Annotated in this window: 17 protein-coding genes and 1 pseudogene; 6 read left to right on the top strand and 12 right to left on the bottom strand. The window is 53.3% G+C overall.

The window, feature by feature from the left end; all coding sequences use genetic code 11:
- Positions 1–6 precede the first annotated feature (6 nt).
- Positions 7–1305 (bottom strand): ABC transporter substrate-binding protein, encoded by a 1299-nt coding sequence (locus PV433_RS06350; protein ID WP_332071342.1) that lies wholly within the window; start codon positions 1303–1305, stop codon positions 7–9.
- A gap of 62 nt (positions 1306–1367) precedes the next feature.
- Entirely contained in the window at positions 1368–2636 is a 1269-nt protein-coding gene (locus tag PV433_RS06345; protein ID WP_332071341.1) for a sialidase family protein, read from the bottom strand.
- A 145-nt stretch (positions 2637–2781) separates the two neighbouring features.
- Here PV433_RS06345 and PV433_RS06340 point away from each other — a divergent pair, with 145 nt between their 5' ends.
- Positions 2782–3600: an AraC family transcriptional regulator gene (locus PV433_RS06340; protein ID WP_332071340.1), complete on the top strand. Its 819-nt coding sequence runs from the start codon at positions 2782–2784 to the stop codon at positions 3598–3600.
- Positions 3601–3964: 364 nt separating this feature from the next.
- On the opposite strand, the gene PV433_RS06335 is transcribed toward PV433_RS06340, so the two are convergent.
- The 7 genes and pseudogenes from PV433_RS06335 to PV433_RS06305 all read right to left on the bottom strand — a co-directional run bounded on the left by PV433_RS06335 (position 3965) and on the right by PV433_RS06305 (position 12191).
- Positions 3965–4816, bottom strand: coding sequence for a phosphotransferase family protein (locus PV433_RS06335; protein WP_332071339.1), 852 nt, complete (start codon positions 4814–4816; stop codon positions 3965–3967).
- Positions 4817–4876: 60 nt separating this feature from the next.
- Positions 4877–6355 (bottom strand): Lsa family ABC-F type ribosomal protection protein, encoded by a 1479-nt coding sequence (locus tag PV433_RS06330; protein ID WP_332071338.1) that lies wholly within the window; start codon positions 6353–6355, stop codon positions 4877–4879.
- 493 nt (positions 6356–6848) lie between these two features.
- Positions 6849–6959: pseudogene (locus PV433_RS34020) on the bottom strand (cytochrome b6); the annotation flags it as partial.
- A 378-nt stretch (positions 6960–7337) separates the two neighbouring features.
- On the bottom strand, positions 7338–7826 hold the full coding sequence (locus PV433_RS06320; protein ID WP_332071638.1) for an NUDIX hydrolase: 489 nt from the start codon (positions 7824–7826) through the stop codon (positions 7338–7340).
- Positions 7827–8154: 328 nt separating this feature from the next.
- The gene (locus PV433_RS06315; RefSeq protein WP_332071336.1) at positions 8155–8478 is read right to left on the bottom strand and encodes a thioredoxin family protein; all 324 of its coding nucleotides are present in this window, start codon (positions 8476–8478) and stop codon (positions 8155–8157) included.
- A gap of 211 nt (positions 8479–8689) precedes the next feature.
- A complete protein-coding gene (locus tag PV433_RS06310; protein ID WP_332071335.1) occupies positions 8690–10435 on the bottom strand; it encodes an ABC transporter ATP-binding protein in 1746 nt (581 codons plus the stop codon).
- On the bottom strand, positions 10422–12191 hold the full coding sequence (locus tag PV433_RS06305; RefSeq protein WP_332071334.1) for an ABC transporter ATP-binding protein: 1770 nt from the start codon (positions 12189–12191) through the stop codon (positions 10422–10424). The genes PV433_RS06310 and PV433_RS06305 overlap by 14 nt, the downstream gene beginning before the upstream one ends.
- 343 nt (positions 12192–12534) lie before the next feature.
- Between PV433_RS06305 and PV433_RS06300 the strand changes: the two genes are divergently transcribed.
- From PV433_RS06300 to PV433_RS06285, 4 genes are read left to right on the top strand one after another with little or no spacing between them, the layout of a single operon-like run.
- Positions 12535–13017 (top strand): MarR family winged helix-turn-helix transcriptional regulator, encoded by a 483-nt coding sequence (locus PV433_RS06300; RefSeq protein WP_332071333.1) that lies wholly within the window; start codon positions 12535–12537, stop codon positions 13015–13017.
- Positions 13018–13048: 31 nt separating this feature from the next.
- On the top strand, positions 13049–15271 hold the full coding sequence (locus PV433_RS06295) for an ABC transporter ATP-binding protein (protein WP_332071332.1): 2223 nt from the start codon (positions 13049–13051) through the stop codon (positions 15269–15271).
- Entirely contained in the window at positions 15268–17148 is a 1881-nt protein-coding gene (locus PV433_RS06290; protein WP_332071331.1) for an ABC transporter ATP-binding protein, read from the top strand. The genes PV433_RS06295 and PV433_RS06290 overlap by 4 nt, the downstream gene beginning before the upstream one ends.
- A 38-nt stretch (positions 17149–17186) precedes the next feature.
- Entirely contained in the window at positions 17187–18149 is a 963-nt protein-coding gene (locus tag PV433_RS06285; RefSeq protein ID WP_332071330.1) for a gfo/Idh/MocA family oxidoreductase, read from the top strand.
- Positions 18150–18291: 142 nt separating this feature from the next.
- Here PV433_RS06285 and PV433_RS06280 read toward each other — a convergent pair whose 3' ends face one another.
- The 3 genes from PV433_RS06280 to PV433_RS06270 all read right to left on the bottom strand — a co-directional run bounded on the left by PV433_RS06280 (position 18292) and on the right by PV433_RS06270 (position 22216).
- The gene (locus PV433_RS06280; protein WP_332071329.1) at positions 18292–19434 is read right to left on the bottom strand and encodes a Gfo/Idh/MocA family protein; all 1143 of its coding nucleotides are present in this window, start codon (positions 19432–19434) and stop codon (positions 18292–18294) included.
- A gap of 65 nt (positions 19435–19499) precedes the next feature.
- On the bottom strand, positions 19500–20825 hold the full coding sequence (locus tag PV433_RS06275; RefSeq protein ID WP_332071328.1) for an ABC transporter substrate-binding protein: 1326 nt from the start codon (positions 20823–20825) through the stop codon (positions 19500–19502).
- A 131-nt stretch (positions 20826–20956) separates the two neighbouring features.
- Positions 20957–22216, bottom strand: coding sequence for an alpha-L-fucosidase (locus PV433_RS06270; RefSeq protein ID WP_332071327.1), 1260 nt, complete (start codon positions 22214–22216; stop codon positions 20957–20959).
- 211 nt (positions 22217–22427) lie between these two features.
- Here PV433_RS06270 and PV433_RS06265 point away from each other — a divergent pair, with 211 nt between their 5' ends.
- On the top strand, positions 22428–23315 hold the full coding sequence (locus PV433_RS06265) for an AraC family transcriptional regulator (protein WP_332071326.1): 888 nt from the start codon (positions 22428–22430) through the stop codon (positions 23313–23315).
- The last annotated feature ends 24 nt before the right edge of the window (positions 23316–23339 follow it).

Raw genomic sequence — 23339 nt, 5'->3', positions numbered from 1 at the left:
TGCCGGCTATTGGCTTTTCTGCTCGGCGATCGCCTTCTCAAGCTGTTCCTCCGCTTCGCGGAGCATCGTGTTGACATCGCCTTTGCCGGCGACATAATTTTTCAGCTTGGATTCGACGACGCTTAATCCTTTGCGATCGTAATCGGACATCGGGAAAGAGGCCGGGTAACGCATCTCGCTAAGCGGCTTCAGATTTTTCCCCGCCGCCGCCGGATTGTTCTCGAAGGCACGCGCTAATAGTTGCGGGTCCTTAAGCGCCGTTACGCGGCCGTCCCGGGTCGCGTTCAACTGCACCTCGGGATCGGTGCTGAGGAACGAGATGATCTGGAACGCCAGATCGAGGTGCTTGGAGCCGGCCGACAGGACCATGCCGTCGGAGAACAATCCGGCCCCCACCTTCGGTTTGTCCGCAAAAGCCGGGTACGTCACGACGTCCCATTCGAGCCCTTCCTTTTCGAAGGCGGCCATATCCGAATTCTGCAGTTGTAAAATGTCCGGCATCATGCCGACCGTACGCTGCTTAAGAAATTCATCCCTGTAATCGAAGAAGGATCGCACGGTAGACGGGCCCGGATACATGTTCCGGATCGTGTCGAACAACCGTTTCCAGCCTTCGGTCTGGATCGCGGCCTTGCCCGTCTTCGCATCCACATAAGGCAAGGATAGCTGCATTTGCGTCCGGTTCGTGCTCAGCGGCGGTCTCATCCCGACATACTGGATGCCGTTGTCCTGACGGTTCATTTTGCCCGCCAGAGCGATCACCTCGTCCCACGTCATATGGTCTTTCGGGAACGGAACTCCGAATTTGTTGAACACGTCTTTGTTGTAGTGCAAGGCGAATTCAAATACATTAAACGGCAGGAAATACAGCTGCCCGTTCTCCGAATACGACCGGATATTATCCACGATCCCGTCCCTGTACCGGCCAAAGTCGAACTTGTGCTTCTCCGCAAGCGGCCGCAAATCCGCCATCACCTTCAGCGGAGTCAGCGTCTGCAGATTGGTGCTGCCTTCCCATATAATGTCCGGCACATTCCCGACCGTAATCAGATCCTGGATCGTGGCGCTTTTTTGCTCCACTTGCTCAAGCGTCACATGCGGAAACTTGACTCTGACATGCCGGGCAATATAACTTTCGAATTCGGCAGGCGTCAGCTTCGAATAAAACGACAGCGTAACCGGCTCCTGCCGGACGATCTCCTCCTTGCCCGCTTCCTCGCCGGCCGATGAACGCGGCTCGCTGCCCGAACAACCCCACAACACCATCATGCTTGCAACAGCCACATATACGGCAGTCCTTCGCATGGACGGCCCCCCCTTTGTATCGTTTAATGAATAGCAGTTTCACAGATTAGCAGATGAGCAGATCAATAGATCAAGCGGCGAAAATTCTCGATTCGATGAAAAGTAATCAAATTGCCGTTGTGCGCGTCCTTCGCCCGCCCGTCTCCGGAACGACTCAAGATAACCAGATCCTCGCCGTCGATCGCCATACTCGCATAGTGCCGGGCCTGCCTCGGCGCATCCCCGACCGCTACAAGTCCGGCAAAACACCAGTCCACGCAGTTTCGCGAGAAATGCAGCTGCAGCCGGTGCCGCTCGTTTTTGCCGAGACCGTACCGGTCTTCGGGCAGCCGCTCCGCCCTCGTCATGCTGTCCGTCGCCTGCGAGCTGAGCAGCCAGTACAGGCCGCAGCGTTCGTCGAACGTGATATGGAACTTCAGATGACCGCCCGGGCATGGGATCAAGGCGAACGTTTTTCCCGAAGGGGCTTGTTCGAGTTTCGTTTCGATCGTGCCATCCTCGAGCTCTACCGCTTTCGCAATCGCCGCATATCCGGTGCCTCCCGTATGGGAGCGCATCCACAGATGAAACGTATTCCCTTCCGGGTCATGGAAATAATGGTCCGGATCGTCAAACCGGACTACATTCGTCTCCAGCCAGCCCATGCGGGCGCACTTGCGTCCGGGAGCGACCAGAGCGGACGTTCCCGGCTCCACCTTGTAGAACGGTACTCCGAAATAGTCCAGTTCCTCCTCCGGCACCGCCTCGCGGAACGCCAGCTCGGAGGCGAACGTCCAGTTGCTACGGTCGGTCAAGTCCGCATCCGCCCGTCCCCGCAGCAGCACCGGAGCCAGATCGGAGACCGGCCAGCCCGCTCCGTCCGATCGCACATTCCGCTCCATGACCAGGTACACGTTTCCTTTGGCGTAGATCACATTCGCCGGCGCCTGATGCCACATCTGCCCTTGCGTCAGCAGCACCGGTTCGGTCCACGTATCGCCGCCGTCATCGGATCGGATGACCGCCAAATCGTGGCAATGCCCCAGCACGTACAAGCTTCTCCCAGCGGTAAACGGTCTGGCGTGCATGAAAGGAAAGTCCGTCCGGTACTGCCAAGTGCGGCCCTTGTCATCGGAGACGAACACTTTGCCGAGCCACAGCTTGCCTCCCTCGATGCGGCGCTTCTCGCCGGGGATTCCATCGATGCCGGGCCCGCTCATGTCGAGCGTAGCAACCAGTCTGCCGTTCGGCAGCACCGCGATTCCCGGGCTGTACACATACACGTTCCCGGGGTCCGGCGATTCGTACACCGTTACATATTCGCGAGCCAACTCTCCGACCCGTTCTGCCAAGTTCACCGCGCCTCCTTTGTCTTCGGTTCGTCCCTCTACCGCGCGTTAAAGGGATATGTCTAGCCTAGTAAATTCAATTTACTTTTCCCATGCAATTGTTTATCATCGACCATATACTCCATTTCATTTCAAGGGAGGCCGTCGCATGGAGCCGTATGGTCCGGCCGATGTGGTTCCCCAGCTCGTTCATGTGTTGTATTGGGACCGGAAGGAACGTTTTTTAATTGACACGGACGTCTACCCCGCCTGGGTGATGTTTGCCGTGTGCGAAGGAATTTTCGACTTCCGGATCGGCGATCACGGCGGAAGCGCTACGAGCGGAGATCTCGTCATCTGCCCGCCTGGCGTGCCGTTATGGCGGGAAGTGGTGCGCACGCTATCGTTTTTCGTCATTCATTTTCACTGGAATTTGCCGGATTCGCGGCAGACGATCGAGGAAACTTCGAGACTGACGCTGCTCCCGCAAGGGAAGGTTACGCTTCGCGACAGTCGGCGGTTATCGTCGACTTATCAATATTTGCTTGAGCTTTGGCCGAAACGGGACAAGCTCCATCGCCGCCGGCAAAACTTGCTGCTGAACGACATGTGGCTCCAATATTGCCTCGAAACGGAAGCGTCCCGGAAGCTGGAAAAGCCGGAAGATGCGCTTATGCAACAGGCAGTGTGGCTGTTGGAGACGCGCGCATACGATAGCCGGTTCAGCATGAAAGCGCTGTCTGCCGAGCTTGAGCTGTCTCCCGTGCAATTTACCCGCAGGTTTAAATCGCAATTTGGCAAAACGCCTACGGATTTCGTCGTGAATCTGAGGCTGGACAAGGTTCGGCAAATGCTCCTGGAAACGAGCTACCCGCTCGACCAGATCGCCGAATTGTGCGGATACGAGAACGGGTTTTACTTAAGCCGCGTCTTCTCCAAAAAATTCGAGATGAGTCCCTCCATGTACCGCAGCGTCCATCAAATCTGACGCGGCATCGGGGGGGTGAGTTCCCGTATCCCGGGGTGCGGGTGATGCGTGCGGGATTCCGGGGTGCCGGGGTGCGGGGTGCGGGGTTCTGCTGGCTTAGCGCGACTATGGGCGAGCGGCTATAGTGCGAGTAACCACTTTGTTCCAGGTGCTCACAAATGGGTTTGCACGTCAATGGACCGTCCGGCATTCTGCCGGACGGTTTTTAATTCAGAAGTGTAAGTTCGGTACCATAAGAAGCGAGAAGAGTAACCAGTCAGGCAGGAGCGGGTAGGCGAAGATGAGCCTTATTTATCCGTAGTAATCAAGGCCTTCGGCATGTAATGCTTCTAAGCGAAGTCTTTCCACGATTGCTGAACACTCTTTAACGTTCAAAAAACCTCGCATACCCTTTATGGAAGTCAGGCTTCCTGGGGTCGTTCCGGATGTTCTCGATCATATCGTACAAACCGTAGATCCGGTCATACATTTGACTCCTGTCATACAACCCGCTATCCTCCGAACCGTATGCCTCAAACACCGCATGCCGGAACTCCTCCCGATAATAACGCATATACATCAAATCCAGCGCCGGGTCTTCCACGCCCGCCTCGCCAAAGTCCAATACTCCCAGGCGGCCAGCACCCGAATCCCACAAGATGTTATCGAAATGGAAATCTCCATGCACAACACAGGTCTCCACCGTCGCCGCGCTCTCATAGTACTCGTTCAGAAATACCGTCACCTGCCGAATCTCGGAAGCAGACAACCGGGTCTCCAGCAGCTTCAGCCCGGACACCATATCCCTCGACACATCCTGCGCAAATCCGCTTCGCAGACCGAGCCCTTGTACAGGCATACGGTGAAGCTGTCTTAAAAAGTTTCCCATCGCGCGGCCGATCCGCCGCCCCTCTTCCGGATTTTCCTCCACAAGCCGAGGCGTAATCCGTTCTCCCGGGACATAGGTTTCCACGGTGAAATGATTCGCCTGCGACCGATACCGGCACACCGGTAAAATCGCCTCCGACTGCACGGCTAACCGGCGAATCAGCTCTTGTCTTGCGTCGTAGGTCTCTGTCCGCAGACCGTCGCGAAAAAACGAAAGAACCGTTTGTCGATCCAAAATAACCACATCTTTCTCGCAGCCCGTCGTAATGACCTTGAGCTCCCGATACGGCAAATCTCCGATTTCGGCTTTCACAAAGTCCAGCTTTCGATCAAGCCACTGCTCGTTCATCCTTTTCCCCACTGTCTTCAGACTTAAGAGTACCGCGGAATTCCTGCCGGCCGAGCAGTCTTACAGCTCGACGACTTTCGTAGCAATATGGTCGCAAAATTCGCTGTCATGCTCCACAAATAGGATCGTCGGCGAATGTTCGAGCAGCAGCTCCTCGATCTGCATTCGCGAAATAACGTCAATGTAATTGAGCGGCTCATCCCAGACGTGCAAATGCACTTTCTCACAAAGACTTTTGGCAATCAGCACCTTTTTCTTCTGGCCGCCGCTATACGTGGAGATATCCTTCTCGAATTGGGCTCTGGAGAAATCCAGTTTCCTTAAAATCGATTTAAACAAGCTTTCGTCAATCTCATGCTCTCTCGCATAATCCGATAAAGTTCCTTGCAAATGCGAGGTATCCTGGGAGACGTAAGAGATTTTCAGCTGGCTTCCTTTCCGGAACGTGCCCGTATAGCTCAGCTCCTCACCGCAAATCAGCTTGATCAAGCTTGATTTGCCGGAGCCGTTTTTCCCCGCCAGCGCGATTCGATCCCCCTGCCCGATCGTAAAGCTGGTCTCCGGACAAACCTGCCTCTCACCGTAATAGATCGATACTTTGTCAAGCTCGACAAGCTGGTGTTTATGATACGTCAGCTGGGAAATTTTCAAGCTTTCGGACGTTTCCACATTTTTCAGCAGTTTGGACTTTTCCTCGATCGCGGACTGCTGCCTGTGCTCCATCGATTTGGACCGTTTCATCATTTTGGCGGCTTTATGGCCGACGTACCCTTTATCCACCTTGGAGCCGGAATTTCTTGTGCCGTTTTTCGTTTTCTCCACTTCGTGCGACCAGTTCCCCGTCCGTCTGGACGATTCCGACAGGCGCTGAATATCTTTTTTCAGCTTTTCGTTCTCCGCAAGCTCGTAATCGTCCTGTCTTTGTTTATTGGCCCACCAGTCCGAGAAGTTGCCTTTTTGGATTTCGATATCGGTCTTGTTGATCGAGAGAATATGGTCGACGCAGTTATCGAGAAACGCCCGATCGTGGGAGACGAGGATATAACCGTTCTTCTTGCTGAGATAATCGCTGACCCGTTTTCTTGCTTCTTTGTCCAGATGATTGGTCGGTTCATCGATCAGCAGAAACCGGTTTTCTTTCAAAAACAAGGCGGCCAGCAGCACCTTCGTCTGCTCTCCGTTGGACAACGAGTCGAAGGGACGATATAAAACGTCCTCCGATACGTCAAGCAGCGAAAACTCGCGCATCAATTGCCAATGGACATAATCCGGGTAAATGTCGCCGACTACATCCACTGTGTTTTGTTCCTTGTTATCGACCGGGTACGGGAAATAGTCGAAATGGACATGAGCCGAAATCGTGCCGCTGTATTCATATTTGCCGAGCAGCAAGTACAGAAAGGTCGTCTTCCCTCTGCCGTTGCGGCCCGTAAATCCCAGCTTCCAGTCGGTATCGAGCTGGAAATTGACGTTCTCGAAAATGTTATCGTAACTGCCGTCGTAAGCGAAAGTCAGGTTCACTACATTGATTAATGACATAAATATCCTCCTGTATAGAAAATAAAAGAGCCGCAAGAAAGTTACCTTTCAGCAGCTCAAATAAATACAGCAAATCCGGCCCGTTAATGGACCAGATCCGGATATTTAAGTTGAGTGATCCGAATAACGTAACTTTCTTGCATATAACGAATAAAACAGGCGAAATAATCGCTTTGATGTTTTATTTCATTACGATCTGCAAGAACAATCACATTATTCTTCTCAACTCCTAGATTCAAATTAACCGTATCATATCACGTTCGAGACCGCCGATCAACTGGAGCGTACAAAAAACTTTGCAGCGTATGTTTCCGCACGGCCCTTCTCTTGACTTCCCTCCCCTTCTATTGCGCTCCCGCCAGATCCCCATCTATCCCGGCTTCCTATAAGCTGGCCGTTATCTTTTCCTCCTCAGCGTTTTTCCGATATAAAATACAGCCGCTCCAAGCAGAATCAGCCCTGAAGCTTCAAGCACGCTCCACACCGGACTGGAGATCGTACCGAACGCCGTCTGCTGCTGTAAATAGTCAACGGATTCGTATGCGTTAATCAGGTCCGGAACGTATTCTTTGGTTAGATACATCCCCCGTACGACCTGAACCACATAATAGACGACCGCAATAATAACTCCAGCCAGGAGAGGTTGAACGATCGATGTTCTCATCGCGCCCTTCCTTCCTTAGTCGTGACGACTACATCCTTTCTCTTGGAATACTTTACCATACGAACCGTAATCGGTACAGTGGGCCGCAGTGGGCTGCGTGTTCGGCCGCTGCGCACTTTTGTGCCAAACTGTGCCCAAAGGAGACTACTGAACTATCAGACAGCCTCCGGGCATAGGACACAATTCCCCGGGACTCCTCGCAACCGACGACGCTTGATCTGCGATCTTTATTTTTTCAGCTTCTCCAGTTCTTTGTTGATCAGCTCTATCATCTCCAGCTTATATATGCACACGCCTGTCCCGGGAGACAGGTCCCGATTAAAATCCCGGCGATTGGATACGGTGTTTCATATAAAACGTGATCGCGGCACAATCGATATTGATAAACTGCAGCGGATCGTTGCGAATAAGTCCGGCAAGCTCGTCTACGGTGACCCATCGGGGGTTTTGCGCGCAATCGCCTTCGGAAAGCAGTTCGCCTTCTGCTCTGCATATAAAGTAATACCCGACCGAGTCGATCCCGCCTTTAATCGTCTGATAGGCTGTGAAAGGCCGGATACACTCGACGACGACATTCGGATTGATCCCGACCGTATCGATCCGCGTATCTTCCCCTTCAATCCACACGACATCGAGGCCGGTTTCTTCCTTCACTTCGCGACGCAGCGCGCTTGTAAGCGACTCGAACTGCTCCACGCCGCCTCCCGGCAGCTCCAGCTGTTTCGGTTGGTTCGGCTTGTTGCGCGTCTGGATGATGATCTCGGTTGTGCCATCGCGTTCGCGCTCTATGATGGCGCGGGAATTCACATAAAACAACGACAACCTCTCCTCATTCGAAGTTATGTTCGATCCATCGTATAGGCAACTTATGGATATCGACTCTTCCACATACTACAATTCTCGGTATCCGTAAAAAATCCTGCCCGGCGGCTGCACCTGCTTTTCCCAGTCTGCTCCAGTTAAACAGAAACGACAAAAATCCCGCCCCGCATTATTGCGGAACGGGATAAGCCGCCTAACAGGCGGCCGGAGAACCGGTCTGTCCTCTGCGGTATTTTGATCGTCTGCGGAACCGGACTAGTAAGCATTTCTCCATCCGGTCACTTTCCCTTTGACCCTTTCTAATGGCGACGGCTCATAAACTTGCGTACTTCGTAACCAGCGCCGCATACACACTTTTAGGCCGGAGTCCGACCAGCTTCTCCACCGGTACTCCGTTATGAAATACGATAACGGTCGGCATCGACATAATTCCGTACTCGGAAGCGATGGCCGGGGAGTCGTCGCAGTCCACTTTCAACACCGACAGCCGTTCCCCGTATTCGGTCGCCAGATCGTCCAGAATCGGCAAAAGCACTTTGCACGGCGGGCACCACACCGCTCCAAATTCGACGAGCGTCACCCCCTGCTGGCGGATCATCCCTCGAAATGTCGTATCATCAACAGCATACAAACTCATCGGTCATTCCTCCTGTTGGGTAGCTGCAGTTGCGAGTCGTTCATAAGCCCGGTTCTCATAGCCCCGGTCGTTCTCCCAACCGGTAGGTCCATCATAAACCCTTACATTAATGTCAGAGTCAATACATGCAAGCACATTTTTTCAAAAAATGAATCGGTCTAATACGGCGGATTCACCGATCGATGATGGACTTCCACGCTCCCCCGGAACTTTAAGAACTGGAGATCAGCTGCTCCTCGTCCAACTCGGCCAATCGCCGGAAGGCAGGCGAGCGGCTGTACAGCTCTTCATAGGAACCGCAATGTTCCATTTGCCCTCCGGCCAAAAAATAGATGAGATCCGCATTTTTGATCGTGGATAACCGATGGGCGACTAAGATTGTCGTCTTGCCTTGGCGGTCCTGATCCAGCGCCTGCATCACCCGTCGCTCCGTCTCCAGATCAAGCGCGGACGTCGCTTCATCCAGCACGAGAATTTCCGGATTGCGCAGCATGGCGCGAGCCAGCGCCAATCGTTGCCGCTGCCCCCCCGACAATGTAATCCCGCGTTCCCCGAGAACGCTGTCATAACCGTCCGTCATTCGGATGATCGTTTCATGAATTTGGGCTTTCCGGCAAGCGTCGATCATCTCTTGCTCGGTTACGTCCATGCCGAACGTTACATTTTTCCGTACCGTATCCGGGAAAAAATAAGGCTCCTGCATCACGATCGCCAAGCGCCGGTTCCAGTCATCCGCAGCCAGCTGTTCCAGAGGCAGCTGATTGATGAAGACTTGCCCTTGCCGAGGAGAGATCGTTCGGAGCAGCATTTGCAGCAAGGTCGATTTCCCGCCCCCGCTTACGCCGACCAGTGCAATTTTGTGCCCAGCCGGAATATCCATAGACAACCCTTCGAATACAGGGGTCGTTTGCGATGGATACGTAAAATGGATTTGTTGAAAGCGGATATGGTTGACCGGCCCGCCCAAGCGAAGTGTGCCCGAATGCGTCTCGGCTTGCCGCATGATCGTCTTTAACCGGTCCGCCGAAGCCACTCCACGCGTCAGATCCATACTGAAATTGAACAAGTTCTGGAAGGAATTGACCAGCTGGGCGATGTACTGGTAAGCAACGAGGAACATGCCGATGCTTAAATCCCCCCGGATCACCGCATATCCGCCGAAACCGAGCACAGCAACGTGAATTCCCCATTTGGTCGGCTCGGTCATAAACAGCTGCAGGTTGCTCTTTCGCCCTTCCTCCATCACTTTGCGGAAATAACGCGCAAAACCGGAATGATACTTGTCCAGCTCCCACTGCTGCCGGTTGTACGAGATTACTTCACGGGTCGAGGAGATGCCTTCCTCGATGACGACACCGAGTTGAATCCGTTCATCGTTGACCTCCCGGCTGATTCGTTTGATCATAGGTCCGGAATATTTGCCGATCCATACATAAAACACGATAAGGGCTGCAGTCACGATCACAATCGCCGGTCCCATTTGGCTTAAGATTATAAAGATCGAGAACACGTAAAACAGATGCTGCAGCCCTCTCGGAATCCGGTTGGATAACACTTGCGCGATCGAATCCGCATCATGGGTCATATGGTGCACATAGGTTGAAGTGCGTTCCTGCTGGAATACCGCCTGCGGCAGACGCAAAATGGCGTCCATCAAACTTCGGGTAATCAAATGTTTGCTGTCCATCCGATTAAGAAAAACATAGTGGGCAACGCGGATATATAGAAGCATAAATAAGATCATCAAAACGACGAACACGGCAATAAGCGCCGGCAACCGTTCATACTTCCCTACCAGAATCACATCGTCGACGAAAAACTTCTGAATACCGGTAACTCCAAGAGTGACTAGACACTGGGCAAGCATGAGGAGAAGCATTACGGCATAGTTTCTCCGGAACGGGGCTACGAATTGCCAATACCATCGCAGATCCGGCTTTCGGCTAGCCCGCTTCATATTCGTCACTCCCCCTCCACAATTGATACAACGCACCGCGCTGCTTCATAAGCGACTCCCAGTCGCCGGCCTCCACAATCGAGCCCTGATCCATTACGACAATCCGGTCGTAATCCCTGATTGTCGATAACCGATGGGCTACAGTCAGGACGGTGGCCTGCTCCAGCGCTCGGAGCGACCGGACGATTTCCAGCTCATGCTCGCGGTCGAGCGAGGAGGTCGCTTCATCCAGCAATACGATCGGCGGATTTTTGAGCAGCATACGCGCCACCGATATGCGCTGCTTCTGCCCGCCCGACAGCTTCACGCCACGCTCGCCGATCCAGGTCCCGTACCCATCCGGAAGCTGCCGGATAAACGGATGCGCGGCCGCACGTTCGGCGGCGGCCGTTATCTCTTCCTCCGCACACTGCGGATTTCCGAAGCGGATATTCTCACTGACCGAGCTGCCGAATAAATAAGTTTCTTGAAACACATATCCCATCGATTCCCTCAACTGCCCCAGCGACAACTCCCGGATCGGAACCCCGTCCAGCAAAATCCGGCCTTGCAACGGATCGTAAAATCGGCTCAACAGCTTCAGAACGGTCGTTTTGCCGCTCCCGCTTTCGCCTACTAACGCCACTCTTTCGCCCGGACGAACCGTCAGATTAAAATTATGCAGCACAGGCGTCCCGCTCCCATAAGCAAAGGAGACGTTCTCAAACGTAATTTCGCCGCGCACGTTTTCTAACGAGACCGGCTCCGCCGCTTCCTTCACCTCGGGCACAAGGTGAATAAACCGGTACAACCGGTCTACCTGAACGAGGAGCAGCCTCTGTTCCGTTATAGAGCCGATCAAAGCTTGCATGAAGCCCATCATGCTAAAATAATAGAGAAGAAAGGTAATGAATTCTCCGATCTGGACTCGTCCTTCCCGGATCTCGAAACTGCCGGCAATAAACAACAGCGCTGCGCCGACATAATGCGAGAAGTGCCGGAACGATTCCGACCGGTATAAATAGGCGAGCATTTTTAACCATTGCTTCGAGTAGGCTTTATATTTCTGATCGATCTCTTGAAATACCCATCTTTCTGCGCCGTAAGCTTGCACTTCCGTCATTGCGGAGACGGAATCGTAGATTTGCTTCTGGTAATTTTTATCCAGCTCCGACGCTTCTCTGCGATGGATGCCGGTCTTTCTTTCGAGCGTCGGACCGATGAAATAGTAGACCAGAAACGCGCACAACGACAATACAGTAAGCGTAATGCTCGAGCCAAGCATCAATCCGATACACAGGAGAATAAAAATCGTCCGGGTAATCAGATTCGGGATGTGATGCCGGTACAGCTCCTGAACGGTGCCGACATCCGAACGAAGCAAGGTCAAAATCTCGCCTGTCGGCGTATTCTCGAAGTAAGGATAGCCAAGCCTGCGCAGCTGATGAAACGATTGCAGTTGAATATCCCGGGACGTATACTCCCGCATCCGGCGCTCGATCAAATTGCGGACGCTTGACAAGGTCAACATGACGGCGATTACGGCAAGGAAGATCCACAGCAGTTTGCCAAGCGCAGCAACATCCTTGGAGGGGATGATCTGATCGATGATAATCCCGATCATTTTCGGAATCGACAGCTCGCCCAAACCGATCAGCAGACCGCAGCTCACCAGCAGCAGGAGCATCCCCCGATACGGCCGCATGAAGCCAAGTATCCAAACATACGATCGGATCCCCTCTTTGAAGCGCTCCCATTTCGTCTCCCTGGTTTCCATTTTTCGCTCCTCTTCCCGATTCGGCATTCATACAATTCGCCCAAATGAAATCCCTATATATGGCAATGCAGTTACGATTATACTACATAAAAGGAGCCGGACTCTAGAGAAATTATAAATCCGGCGGTTTCACCATTTTTTGTTGCTCCGTATAGCAAGTAGAAATGGTACATGAAAAAACAAATCTATTTACTTCGATTATATATTTAGGTAAACTAACAAATAGATTAGCTAATAAATAGGTTGGCTAAACATATGCCAAGCAGAATCCAAGTCATACGGTACGGTCTAGCAACAAACTAGAAAAAAGAAGGTGTCGCTTCAAAGTGGAGGATGATCCGATATGGAACAGGAAATGAGTCAGGGCAAACGGCTGATTGAGGTGATGGCCAAAATTAGACGCGTTTCGTCCAAGCATCAATTTGAAGATATTATTCCCCAGCGCGAGTTCCATGTATTGGAAATTATCAATAGCCGGATGCGGTGCAACCGCTCAGAGGAGCAGGAGCATTCCGCTGCCCCGGGGATAAAAGTTTCCGAATTAAGCGAGATTTTACACATCACAATGCCCTCAGTTTCGCAAATGATCAATGGGCTGGAACAAAAAGGTTACGTAAAGCGGGTTACCACTAAAAATGACAGGCGGGTTGTCTATATCACGCTCGATTCCGAAGGGGAAGCCGCCCTTGCTAAAGCCAAAAAGGCGTTCTTATCCTTTACGGACGAAATTGTCGGACGGCTCGGACATGAGGAAACCGAACAGCTTATCTCGCTTTGCACCCGTCTTTATGAGATTGTCGGCGATATCCGGAGCCGGCAATCGTAAACATCCCTACTAGAAAGGAAAGGAACCTGTCATGGCCAAACTCGCCAAATATTTAAAGCCCTTCAGCGCGATGCTTGTTTTGTCGATCGCCTTATTGTTCGGACAAGCGATCTCGGATCTAAATTTGCCGAATTACATGTCCGACATCGTCAACACAGGCATTCAGCAAAGCGGGATCAAAAATGCCGTTCCCGAAGCGATCAGCGAAGACGGCTTCACGCTGATGACCTCTCTCATGCAGGAGCGGGATAAGCAAACGGTAAATCAACATTACACGCTCGTCCAAGCGGGAGATAACAAGTATACCGACGCCTATCCCCTGCTGAAAAACAAAAACGGATATATCTTAAAAGAAAAGAACGACACGGTTATCGACGAATTAAATCCGATCTTCGGCAGAGCCGCCGCAACGTTCATCGAAATCTCCAAGCAGCTCTCCGCTTCTTCGGGGAATCAGGCAGCTCCGGCCAAGAAGCTGGATATGACCAACGTCGATTACAAAGAACTGTACGCTTTAAACCCTGTCCTCCAGCAGCTTCCCGCTGCGCAGCTGAATGAAGCGATCGCTTCGGCAGACCAGATGGACCCCGCCATGCAGATTCAGACGGGTACGGCTTTCGTGAAGCTGTTGTACGGCGAGCTTGGAATGGACGTAGGCCGGATTCAGAACCAGTATATTATGAAGACGGGATTTTTCATGCTGCTGATCGCATTAGGCGGGGCCGCCGCTACGATCGGAGTCGGCTATTTATCGGCGCGGATCGCCGCTGGCATAGCCAAGAAGCTTCGGCGCGACGTGTTCAGCAAGATCGAGAGCTTCTCGAACAACGAATTTGACAAGTTCTCGACCTCCTCGCTGATTACCCGTACGACCAACGATATTACCCAGGTTCAGACGCTCATTATTATGGGTATCCGGATCTTGTTCTATGCTCCGATCTTAGGGGTCGGCGGCGTCATTATGGTGCTGAGAGAGAACAGCTCGATGACGTGGATTATCGGCCTGGCAGTCGCTCTGCTGATCGCCTTGATCGGGATCGTCTTTTATGTCGCGATGCCGAAGTTTAAAATCATTCAGAAGCTGATCGATAAATTAAATCTCGTTGCGAGAGAAAATTTGAGCGGTCTTTCGGTCGTACGCGCATTCAGCAACCAAAAATTCGAGAAAAACCGGTTCGATGCGGCTAACCAGGATTTGACGAAAACCAACTTGTTTGTCAACCGCGTTATGGTATTTATGATGCCGGTCATGATGCTGATTATGAACCTGATTACTTTGCTAATCGTATGGGTCGGTGCGAATCAGATCGCGGTATCCGCCATGCAAGTTGGAGATATGATGGCATTTATGCAATATGCGATGCAGATTATTATGTCCTTCTTGATGATCTCGATGATGTTCATTATGGTGCCGCGTGCTTCCGTATCCGCTCAGCGTATCGTTGAAGTGCTTGCGACCGAACCTTCGATTGTAGATCCTGTTCAAGCGAAGCCGTTCCAGTCCGATCAGCGCGGCGTCGTAGAATTTCGCAACGTCAGCTTTCATTACCAGGATGCCCCGGAGGATGTACTGACCGATATTACGTTCACGGCCAAACCCGGGGAAACGACAGCCTTTATCGGCTCGACGGGTTCGGGCAAATCAACGCTGATTAACTTGATCCCCCGCTTTTACGACGTTACTTCAGGCGAGGTTTTCGTTAACGGCGTGAATGTAAAGGACGTAACCCAACACGATCTTCATGAACAGATCGGTTATGTCCCTCAGAAAGGGGTGCTCATGTCCGGCTCGATCGCAAGCAACCTGCGTTACGGCAAAAAAGAAGCGACCGACGAAGAAGTGCGTCATGCCGCCGAGATTGCCCAAGCCGCCGATTTCATCCAGAAGGATGAGGCCGGATTTGAGAAAAACATATCGGAAGGCGGCGCCAACGTGTCCGGAGGCCAGAAGCAGCGTCTGTCGATTGCACGCGCGCTCGTGAAGAAATCGCCGATCTATATTTTCGACGACAGCTTCTCCGCCCTCGATTACAAAACCGATACGGCTCTCAGACAAGCCTTGAAGAAATATACGGGAGACAGCACCGTCCTGATCGTCGCGCAGCGCGTAAATACGATTCGCCATGCCGACCAAATCATCGTCTTGGATGAAGGTAAAATCGTTGGGATCGGTACCCACGATGAATTGCTTCAGAATTGCCCGATCTACCTGGAGATCGCTTCATCCCAGCTTTCTAAGGAGGAATTGCAATGAGTGAACGAGCCTCCAAGTTCGGAAAACCGAGAAACAGAGGGCCGATGGGCGGCGGACCCGGCGGACCGGGAATGATGATGCCCGGTGAGAAAGCGAAAGACTTTAAAGGGACGTTCAAAAAGCTGATCTCTTACTTGGGCAAATATAAAATTGCCGTCTCCCTGGTCATCTTGTTCGCTATCGGATCCACCATATTCAACATCCTAGGCCCGAAAATACTCGGGGAAGCGACTACCAAAGTATTCGAAGGCGTTATGGCCATGATCTCGGGTACGGGCGACGGCATCGATTTCGGTTACGTCAGCCGGGTTATGCTTATCCTGGTTGCGCTATACCTGATCAGCGCTTTGTTCGCTTATATTCAAGGTTATATCATGTCCAATGTTGCGATGAAGGTGACCTATAATCTTAGGCGCGATATATCCGAGAAAATTCATAAACTGCCTCTTAAATATTTTGATAAGCGTAATTACGGCGAAGTATTGTCGCACATTACGAATGACGTCGATGCCATCAGTCAAAGTCTGAATCAAAGCTTGACTCAGATCATCACCTCCGTGACGAGCATCGTCGGTATTATGATCATGATGTTTACGATCAGCTGGCAAATGACCCTGGTCGCGTTATTCGTTCTGCCGCTGTCCTTTATCTTCATTATGTTCGTCGTGAAAAAGTCGCAGAAGCACTTCGTGGCCCAACAAGAGTCGCTCGGGCACGTCAACGGGCATATTGAGGAGATGTACGGCAGCCATACGGTGATGAAGGCATTCAACGGCGAGGAAGAGTCGCTCAAAAAGTTCGACGAGCATAACGAAAAGCTGTACAATTCCGCATGGAAATCGCAGTTTCTCTCCGGGATGATGATGCCGATCATGATGTTTATCGGCAATCTCGGGTATGTTGCCGTTTGTATTCTAGGCGGATATTTGGCCGTGAACGGACGAATCTCGGTCGGGGATATCCAGGCGTTTATCCAATACATGCGCCAGTTTACCCAACCTATTGCTCAGGTTGCCAACATCTCGAACGTCCTTCAGCAGACGGTTGCGGCTGCGGAGCGCGTATTTGAATTTTTGGCCGAAGAAGAAGAGCCTGCAGATACGGCAACGCCTGCGGACACATCCAAAGTAAAAGGCGCAGTCCGGTTTGACAATGTCCACTTCGGCTACAATCCGGAGAAGCCGGTCATTAATAACTTTACAGCTCATGTGCAGCCCGGGCAGAAGGTGGCCATCGTCGGCCCTACCGGTGCCGGCAAGTCGACGATCATCAAGCTGCTGATGCGCTTCTACGATATTCAGAGCGGCGCCATCTTGATCGACGATACCGACATTCGGGACTTCGCCCGCAACGATCTGCGCTCGCTGTTCGGTATGGTGCTGCAGGATACTTGGCTGTACAACAATACCATCAAGGAAAATATCCGCTACGGGAAGCTGGACGCGACCGACGAAGAGCTGTACGCGGCGGCGAAGGCCGCTCAGGTGGATCATTTCATCCGTACGCTGCCTGACGGTTACGACATGATGCTCAACGAAGAAGCGAGCAACGTATCGCAAGGCCAGAAGCAGCTGCTTACGATCGCGCGCGCCATTTTGTCCAATCCGCAAATTCTGATCCTGGATGAAGCGACGAGCTCCGTCGATACCCGGACCGAGATTCTGATCCAGAAAGCGATGGCGAACCTCATGAAGGGCCGCACCAGCTTCGTGATCGCTCACCGTCTGTCGACAATCCGCGATGCCGACCTGATCTTCGTCATGAAGGACGGCGACATTATCGAGCAAGGCACGCACGACGAGCTGCTGGCGCGGGGCGGCTTCTACGAAAACTTGTACAACAGCCAGTTTTCCGAGGGCGAGGAAGAAGCAAGCTGATACAACGACAAGGGCTGCCGGTTTCGGCAGCCTTTTGCTTGTTAGTATGGACTGACAATCGATTAGATCTGCTTCTGCTAGCTGCGGATATAGGGAAATACGCGGGGATCGAGGTCGGCGGAGCCGCTTCGCTCGAAGAGTGCTGGGAACTGGTCCGGACTTCGGAACAGACCGGGGTGCCGTGCATGCTGCTGGAAAACTGCTGCTACGGACGCGATGAACTTGCCGTCCTCAATATTGTGAAGCAAGGGCTGCTCGGCGAGCTGATTCATTGCCAGTGCGGCTACGAGCACGATCTGCGCAGCCAGGTGGCGCTCGGCGAACAGAACCGCCATAATCGCAACGGCGAGCTGTATCCGATCCACGGGCTCGGCCCGGTGTCCAAAGCATTGAATGTTAACCGCGGCAACCGTCTGATGACCTTGACTTCGATGTCTTCGAAGGCGCGCGGCATCCGCCAGTGGGCGACGGACAAGTTCGGAGACAGCGATCCGCTGACCAGAACGGAGTTCGCCCAAGGCGACATCGTCACGACGATGATCAAATGCGCCGGCGGCGAAACGATCTCGATCATTCACGATACGACGCTGCCGCGGCCTTATTCCCGGGCGGGCCGGGTGCAGGGTACGAAAGGGCTGTGGACGGAGGACAACAACTCGATTCATATCGAGGGCAGAAGTCCGCACCACAAGTGGGAATCGTTCGATAGCTACCGCGAGGCATACGAGCATCCGATCTGGAAGCAGTTTCTGCGCGACGGGATCACAGGCGGACACGGCGGCATGGATCATCTCGTGCTGCGCGCCTTCGCCGAAAGCGTCAAAAACGGAACAGACACGCCGATCGACGTCTACGACACAGCGGTGTGGATGGCGATTACCGTGCTTTCCGAAGATTCGATTGCGCTCGGCAGCGCTCCGGTTTGCATCCCCGACTTTACGAAGGGCATATGGATCAACCGTGATCCGGCTCCGGCAGGCCGGTACAGGCTGGACCCGTAGACGAATTTTTGTTTAACGAGTAAACGCCATCTTCCCATCGGATGAAGGAAGGCTGTGCCCGAAGCCCGCAACGGCTACAGGCACAGCCTGTTTTACGCAAAATGAGTAGATGCTTCCTCCTTCAAAATGGGCTTCCGTCGGATTATTCAGCTCCATCCTTCGCCCGCTTGAATCGGCTGGTCCGCATCCGCTCCTCCAGGTGCGACAAGTACAAGTCCTCATCGACCGGCAAGTCGGCCCACCCGTCGGTCCAAGCGGACAAATGCATCGCGTTGGACAGCATCAGCCCCTTGATCCCCTCTTCCCCCGGGGCAATCAGCGGCGTGCCTGTACGAATCGCATCGGCGAAATTTTGCGTCGTGAGCAGATGCCCGTCCTTCTCCTGCTTCGGCAGCGGAACGTCGAACTTCCAGCATTCCGGCTGGCGGAACAGGTCCGTCGACGTCCGGTTGAACTCCGTCTCCGGCACCCTCAGCCTCCAGAACGTCATTTTCCCGTCCTCGATCACCAGTTTACCCCGGTCTCCGACCACCTCGTACCGGTTCGTCCCCGGCGACTCACCCGTAGACGTAATCAATTGTCCGGTCGCCCCGTTCTCGTATTCGGCAAATGCAATCACTTCGTCCTCCACCTCGATATCGCGGTTTTTCCCGAAGTAACACGACGCCCAAATCCGCTTCGGCATCATATCGATCGTCCACTGCCACAGATCGAGCTGGTGCGGGGCCTGATTAATGAGGACGCCCCCGCCTTCGCCGGCCCAAGTTCCTCTCCAGGTGCCCGAATCGTAATAGCTCTGCGGACGATACCAGTTCGTCACGATCCAGTTGGTGCGGCGGATCGCCCCGAGCTCGCCGGATACGACGAGCTCCCGAAGCTTCCGGTACAACGGCTGGGTCCGCGCATTGTACATGATTCCGAACACGGTGCCCGCCCGGGCGGCCGCCTCGTTCATCAGCCGGACTTGCTTCGTATAGACACCCGCCGGCTTCTCGGTCAGCACGTGCAAGCCGCACTCGAACGCGCGAATCGCGATGGCGGGATGGTCAAAATGAGGGGTGGCGATGTAGACGGCGTCGATGATTCCCGAGGTAAGCATCGCTTCGATCGAGTCGAACCCGGACACGGAGGACGGGAAATGTCCGGCAGCCCACTTCAGCCTTTCGGGAAACATCTCGCATACGGCGGCAAGCTCCGCCCCTTCGATCTCACCTTTCGACAAGTAATTGGCCGTCATCGTCCCCATATTGCCTAATCCGATCACTCCGAATTTTACGTTGCCCATATTGATTCTCCTCTCCAGAATCCGATCCGGGAATCGGGCAGCTGAAGGCGGCTGCCCGTTCATTTTTATTTGGCCTGCAGCTCCTTGATCGCTTTCTCGGCCGTCTCGGTCGCCACCCGCAGCGCCGTATTGGTGTCTTCCTGTCCTTGTGATATCCGGCTCAGCGCCGTGAGCAGGCCGGCTTCGGCGGCGCTTGAATATTTGGTGTACAAGGCCGGATCGGCGTATTTTTCCGGAATCATGCCCTTCCGGTTTTTGCCTGCCGAATATTCGTCATCCTGGGCGTACGCCTTCATCACCTCGGGGCTTTTCAGAATCGAAGGGATTCCTTTCTTCGACTGCTCCAGCTGGAATTCCTCCGACGTCAAGTAAGCTATGACCTGGAAGGCGGCATCCTTATGCTTGCTGGTGGCCGATACGTAGAAGAAGGTCGGATACGATTGCGGGCCGAGTCCCGGCGATTCCTTCAGGTAAGGCAAGCTGACGACGTCCCAGTTCATCGTCTTGAACGCTTCTCTCATCGCAGGCTCGCGCATGCTGGTCGTCAGGTGAGCGAGCATCGCCAGTGTTTTATCCTTAATGAACAGATTGACCTGCTTGCTCAGCACAGCGGTATCCGCATCGCCCTCATTGCCCGGCAGCCTGAAAAATCTCGTGAGATTTTCCGTCATCTGCTTAAAGTTGTCGCTGCCGTACAGCACCTTGTTCGTTTTGGACTCCAGATAAGGAAGCGATTGCTGGTTGAGGCGCATCATATGCGGGAACGACATGGAAAATCCGCGGTACATCACTCCGCCTTCCGTACGGCTCACTTTTTTGGTCAGCTCGTACAGCTCGTCCCAGGTCATCCCGTCCTTCGGGTAAGGAGCGCCGAATTTGTCGAAAATGTCCTTGTTGTAATACAACGCCAGTGTGGTCGTATGGACGGGTAAACCGTACATGCCCCCGTCGGCAAGCTGCTGCTGCATTTTCACTGTGGACGGCTCCAGACGGTTTAAGTCGTACTGATTTTTCTTGATCAGCTCCGAGATGTCGTATTGCAAACCGAAGTCCATCAGCTGCGACGGGGTCAGCCCGATCGAGGTGTACACGATATCGATCGTTTCCTGAGCCGTAACGCGATCTTTCAACGCCGCGCTCGGATGGTATTCCAGCGTGACGTGGGGAAATTTTTTCCGGATCGCGTTACCGTAATCCTGCATGAACCGCTCCTGATCGTCGCTGTTTACGCCATTGTTCACGACGAGCGTTACCGGCTGGTCCGCCGGCTTGACCGCTCCCTCCGGGGCGCCGCTGCCCTCTTTGCCGCTTCCGCCTCCATTCCCTCCGCATGAAGCCAATAGTACCGCCGTCATCGGTATGACCCATCCCATTGCGAGCTTATTTTTCATTTTGCTCGGCCCCTTTTCGTGAATTTGTATATCCATCTTGCAGCGAAGTTTCGTTGCAGCTTAACGATAGCGCTTACAATTTAGATCGAATATAGCCGATACGATGCCGAAGCCGTTCTTCGGACCGATAGTCAAGCGAAGCAAACCTCCGCCACTCTGACCACATAGTTCACGCCGTAGGGGAAGCTCGTCGCTGTGAATGAAAACGTCCCGGCTGCCGCATCCTGAGTAAATTCCAACCTCTCTCCGTTGTCCAGCCAGCGTACGGATTCGACCTTCCGGCTCAGCCCCGTAAATGTTTTCGCTCCCGGGCCTCCGCCTCCGACGGTTACATCGGCATGTCCGCTTATTTTCAAATGATGGATGAACAGATACAGCTTGCCGTCCGGCGTTTCCAGCGCAAAGTTGCTTCCCTCTCCTTCCACGTCGACCGGTTTTCCTTCGTAGATCGGTTTGCCGTTCACCTTCAGCCATTGTCCGAGCACTTCCAGCATCGCCTGCTGGATCGGAACGATTTTGCCGCCGGCGGACGGACCGACATTTAGTAAATAATTAGCCCCAACCTTTCTGCACGCGCACAGACTTTCGATCAAATGCGGAACCGACTTGTACATATAATCCGCTTCCCCGATCCCCCAATGATCGTTCATCGTCTCGCACATTTCGGCAGCCACGTATTTGCTCATGCCGCTTCGGTCCATCGGTTTCGGACGCCCCTGCTCGTACGTGACGCTGTCGATCTCCGGATGGCCCAGCTCGCCTTTTTTCCACAGCCCCGTGTTGTTGATGATCATCGCTTCCGGCTGAAGCCTGCGAATCATCCCGTACAGATCGTCCAGCTTCCAGTCCGCTTCCGGCTTGCTCCAGTTGCCGTCGAACCAGATCCCGCCGATCGGCCCGTAATGGGTGCACAACAGTTCTACAGACTGGTACAAGTAATCCAGATAGGCGCCAAAGTCGGATTGGAAGGAGGGCTCATACCAGTCCAGCGTCGTGTGATAAAACAGGGGCAGTACGCCGCCTTCCCTGCACGCTGCGACGAATTCGGCGACCAGATCCCGCTTCGCCAGGCTGTGCGGAGCATCGTATCGGTTCAACCCCCGCGTGTCGTACAGCGAGAAGCCGTCGTGATGACGCGTCGTGAGCGTAATGTACTTCATCCCGGCTTTTTGGGCGATGGCGACAATTTCCTTGGCGTTAAACTCTTCTGCAGAGAACGTATCCGCCAGCCGCATATAGTCTCCCCGGGCCATTTTGCCGATCTGCTGAATCCACTCCCCCTTCCCGAGCTGCGAATAAAGACCCCAATGAATAAACATGCCGAAGCCGAGCTGTTCAAACCGTTCGATTCTTGGTTCCGGTTTTGGTTTTGGTAAAAGGACGGGTTCCATAAGTTTTTTTCCTTCCTGGATCGTTGGATTTGCCCGAAGGCGCTTTCATTACTAATGTATAAAATCCGGCGTTTGTTTTGTAGATGGGATCACGAACAATAATTGGACGATCCCGACTATTTGTTTCGGATTACGGTAACGCCCGGGATATGATAAGATGGGAAGCATAGTCGGCGTACAGCCAATCTGACGACGAAAGGAAGATGGGGCCGTGTTATGCCTGGAGTTGAAAATCCCGCCGCTCCCGCAAGTCATTACGGTCGGAAGATCGGTCACCGGCAAAGCCTATCAACATTTCAGAAGATGCTTCGAGGCGTACAATATCGTGTTCGTCCAATCGGGTTCCTTTTACATTACGGAAGATGATATCGCTTACAATATGAAGGAGGGCGACATCCTCGTACTGGAACCGGGCAAAACCCATTGGGGGCACCGGCCCTCTCCCGAGCATACGGAGCTGATCTGGGTCCATCTGTCCCATCCGAGAGCGATCCGGTCGCTGGACCGCGAGCAAATTCCTTGGTCTTACCCGCTTCAGCGAAACGAAGACAACGACGAGCGCCCGTTCGATCAATCGATGTACTTGCCGAAAATGACCTATATCGACCCTGCATCGATCGTGCCTTTGCTGGAACGGATGTATTTGATGTTCCACTCGTTTTCCGTATCGAATGCGCTGCCGCTTCATGCTTTAGTGTCCGAGCTGCTGGTCAAAATCCAGTCCGTGGCGCAAGTTCGCGGCCGCTCCCGGTCCGCTTATTTATCCGAGAAGGTTATCGAGTATTTGCAGCAGCACGCGAACGTCCCCCTGCACTACCAGCATCTGGAGGAATCGCTTCATTATCATTTTGATTACTTGTCGCGCTGCCTCAAGAAACATACCGGCAAAACGCCGCTTCAATATATGCGGGGCATCCAGATCAATCAGGCCAAATCGCTGCTGGAAAATACGGAGCTGACGATCGCCGAGATCGGCGAGCGGGTCGGGCTGAACAGCCAAGGTTACTTGAATCGGATCTTCCGGCAAAGCACCGGGATGACGCCGAATCAATACCGGGCCTCCTGCCGCAGAAACTATGGACCGGAACCTCAAAGATAAGCACCTTCAGCCGCATGTAACGAA

Origin of the sequence: Paenibacillus sp. GYB004 (assembly GCF_036577605.1) — a bacterium.
Lineage (GTDB): Bacteria > Bacillota > Bacilli > Paenibacillales > NBRC-103111 > Paenibacillus_AB > Paenibacillus_AB oceani.
Note: the sequence above shows the minus strand (reverse complement) of the source record. Positions and strands in the feature narration are given on the sequence as shown.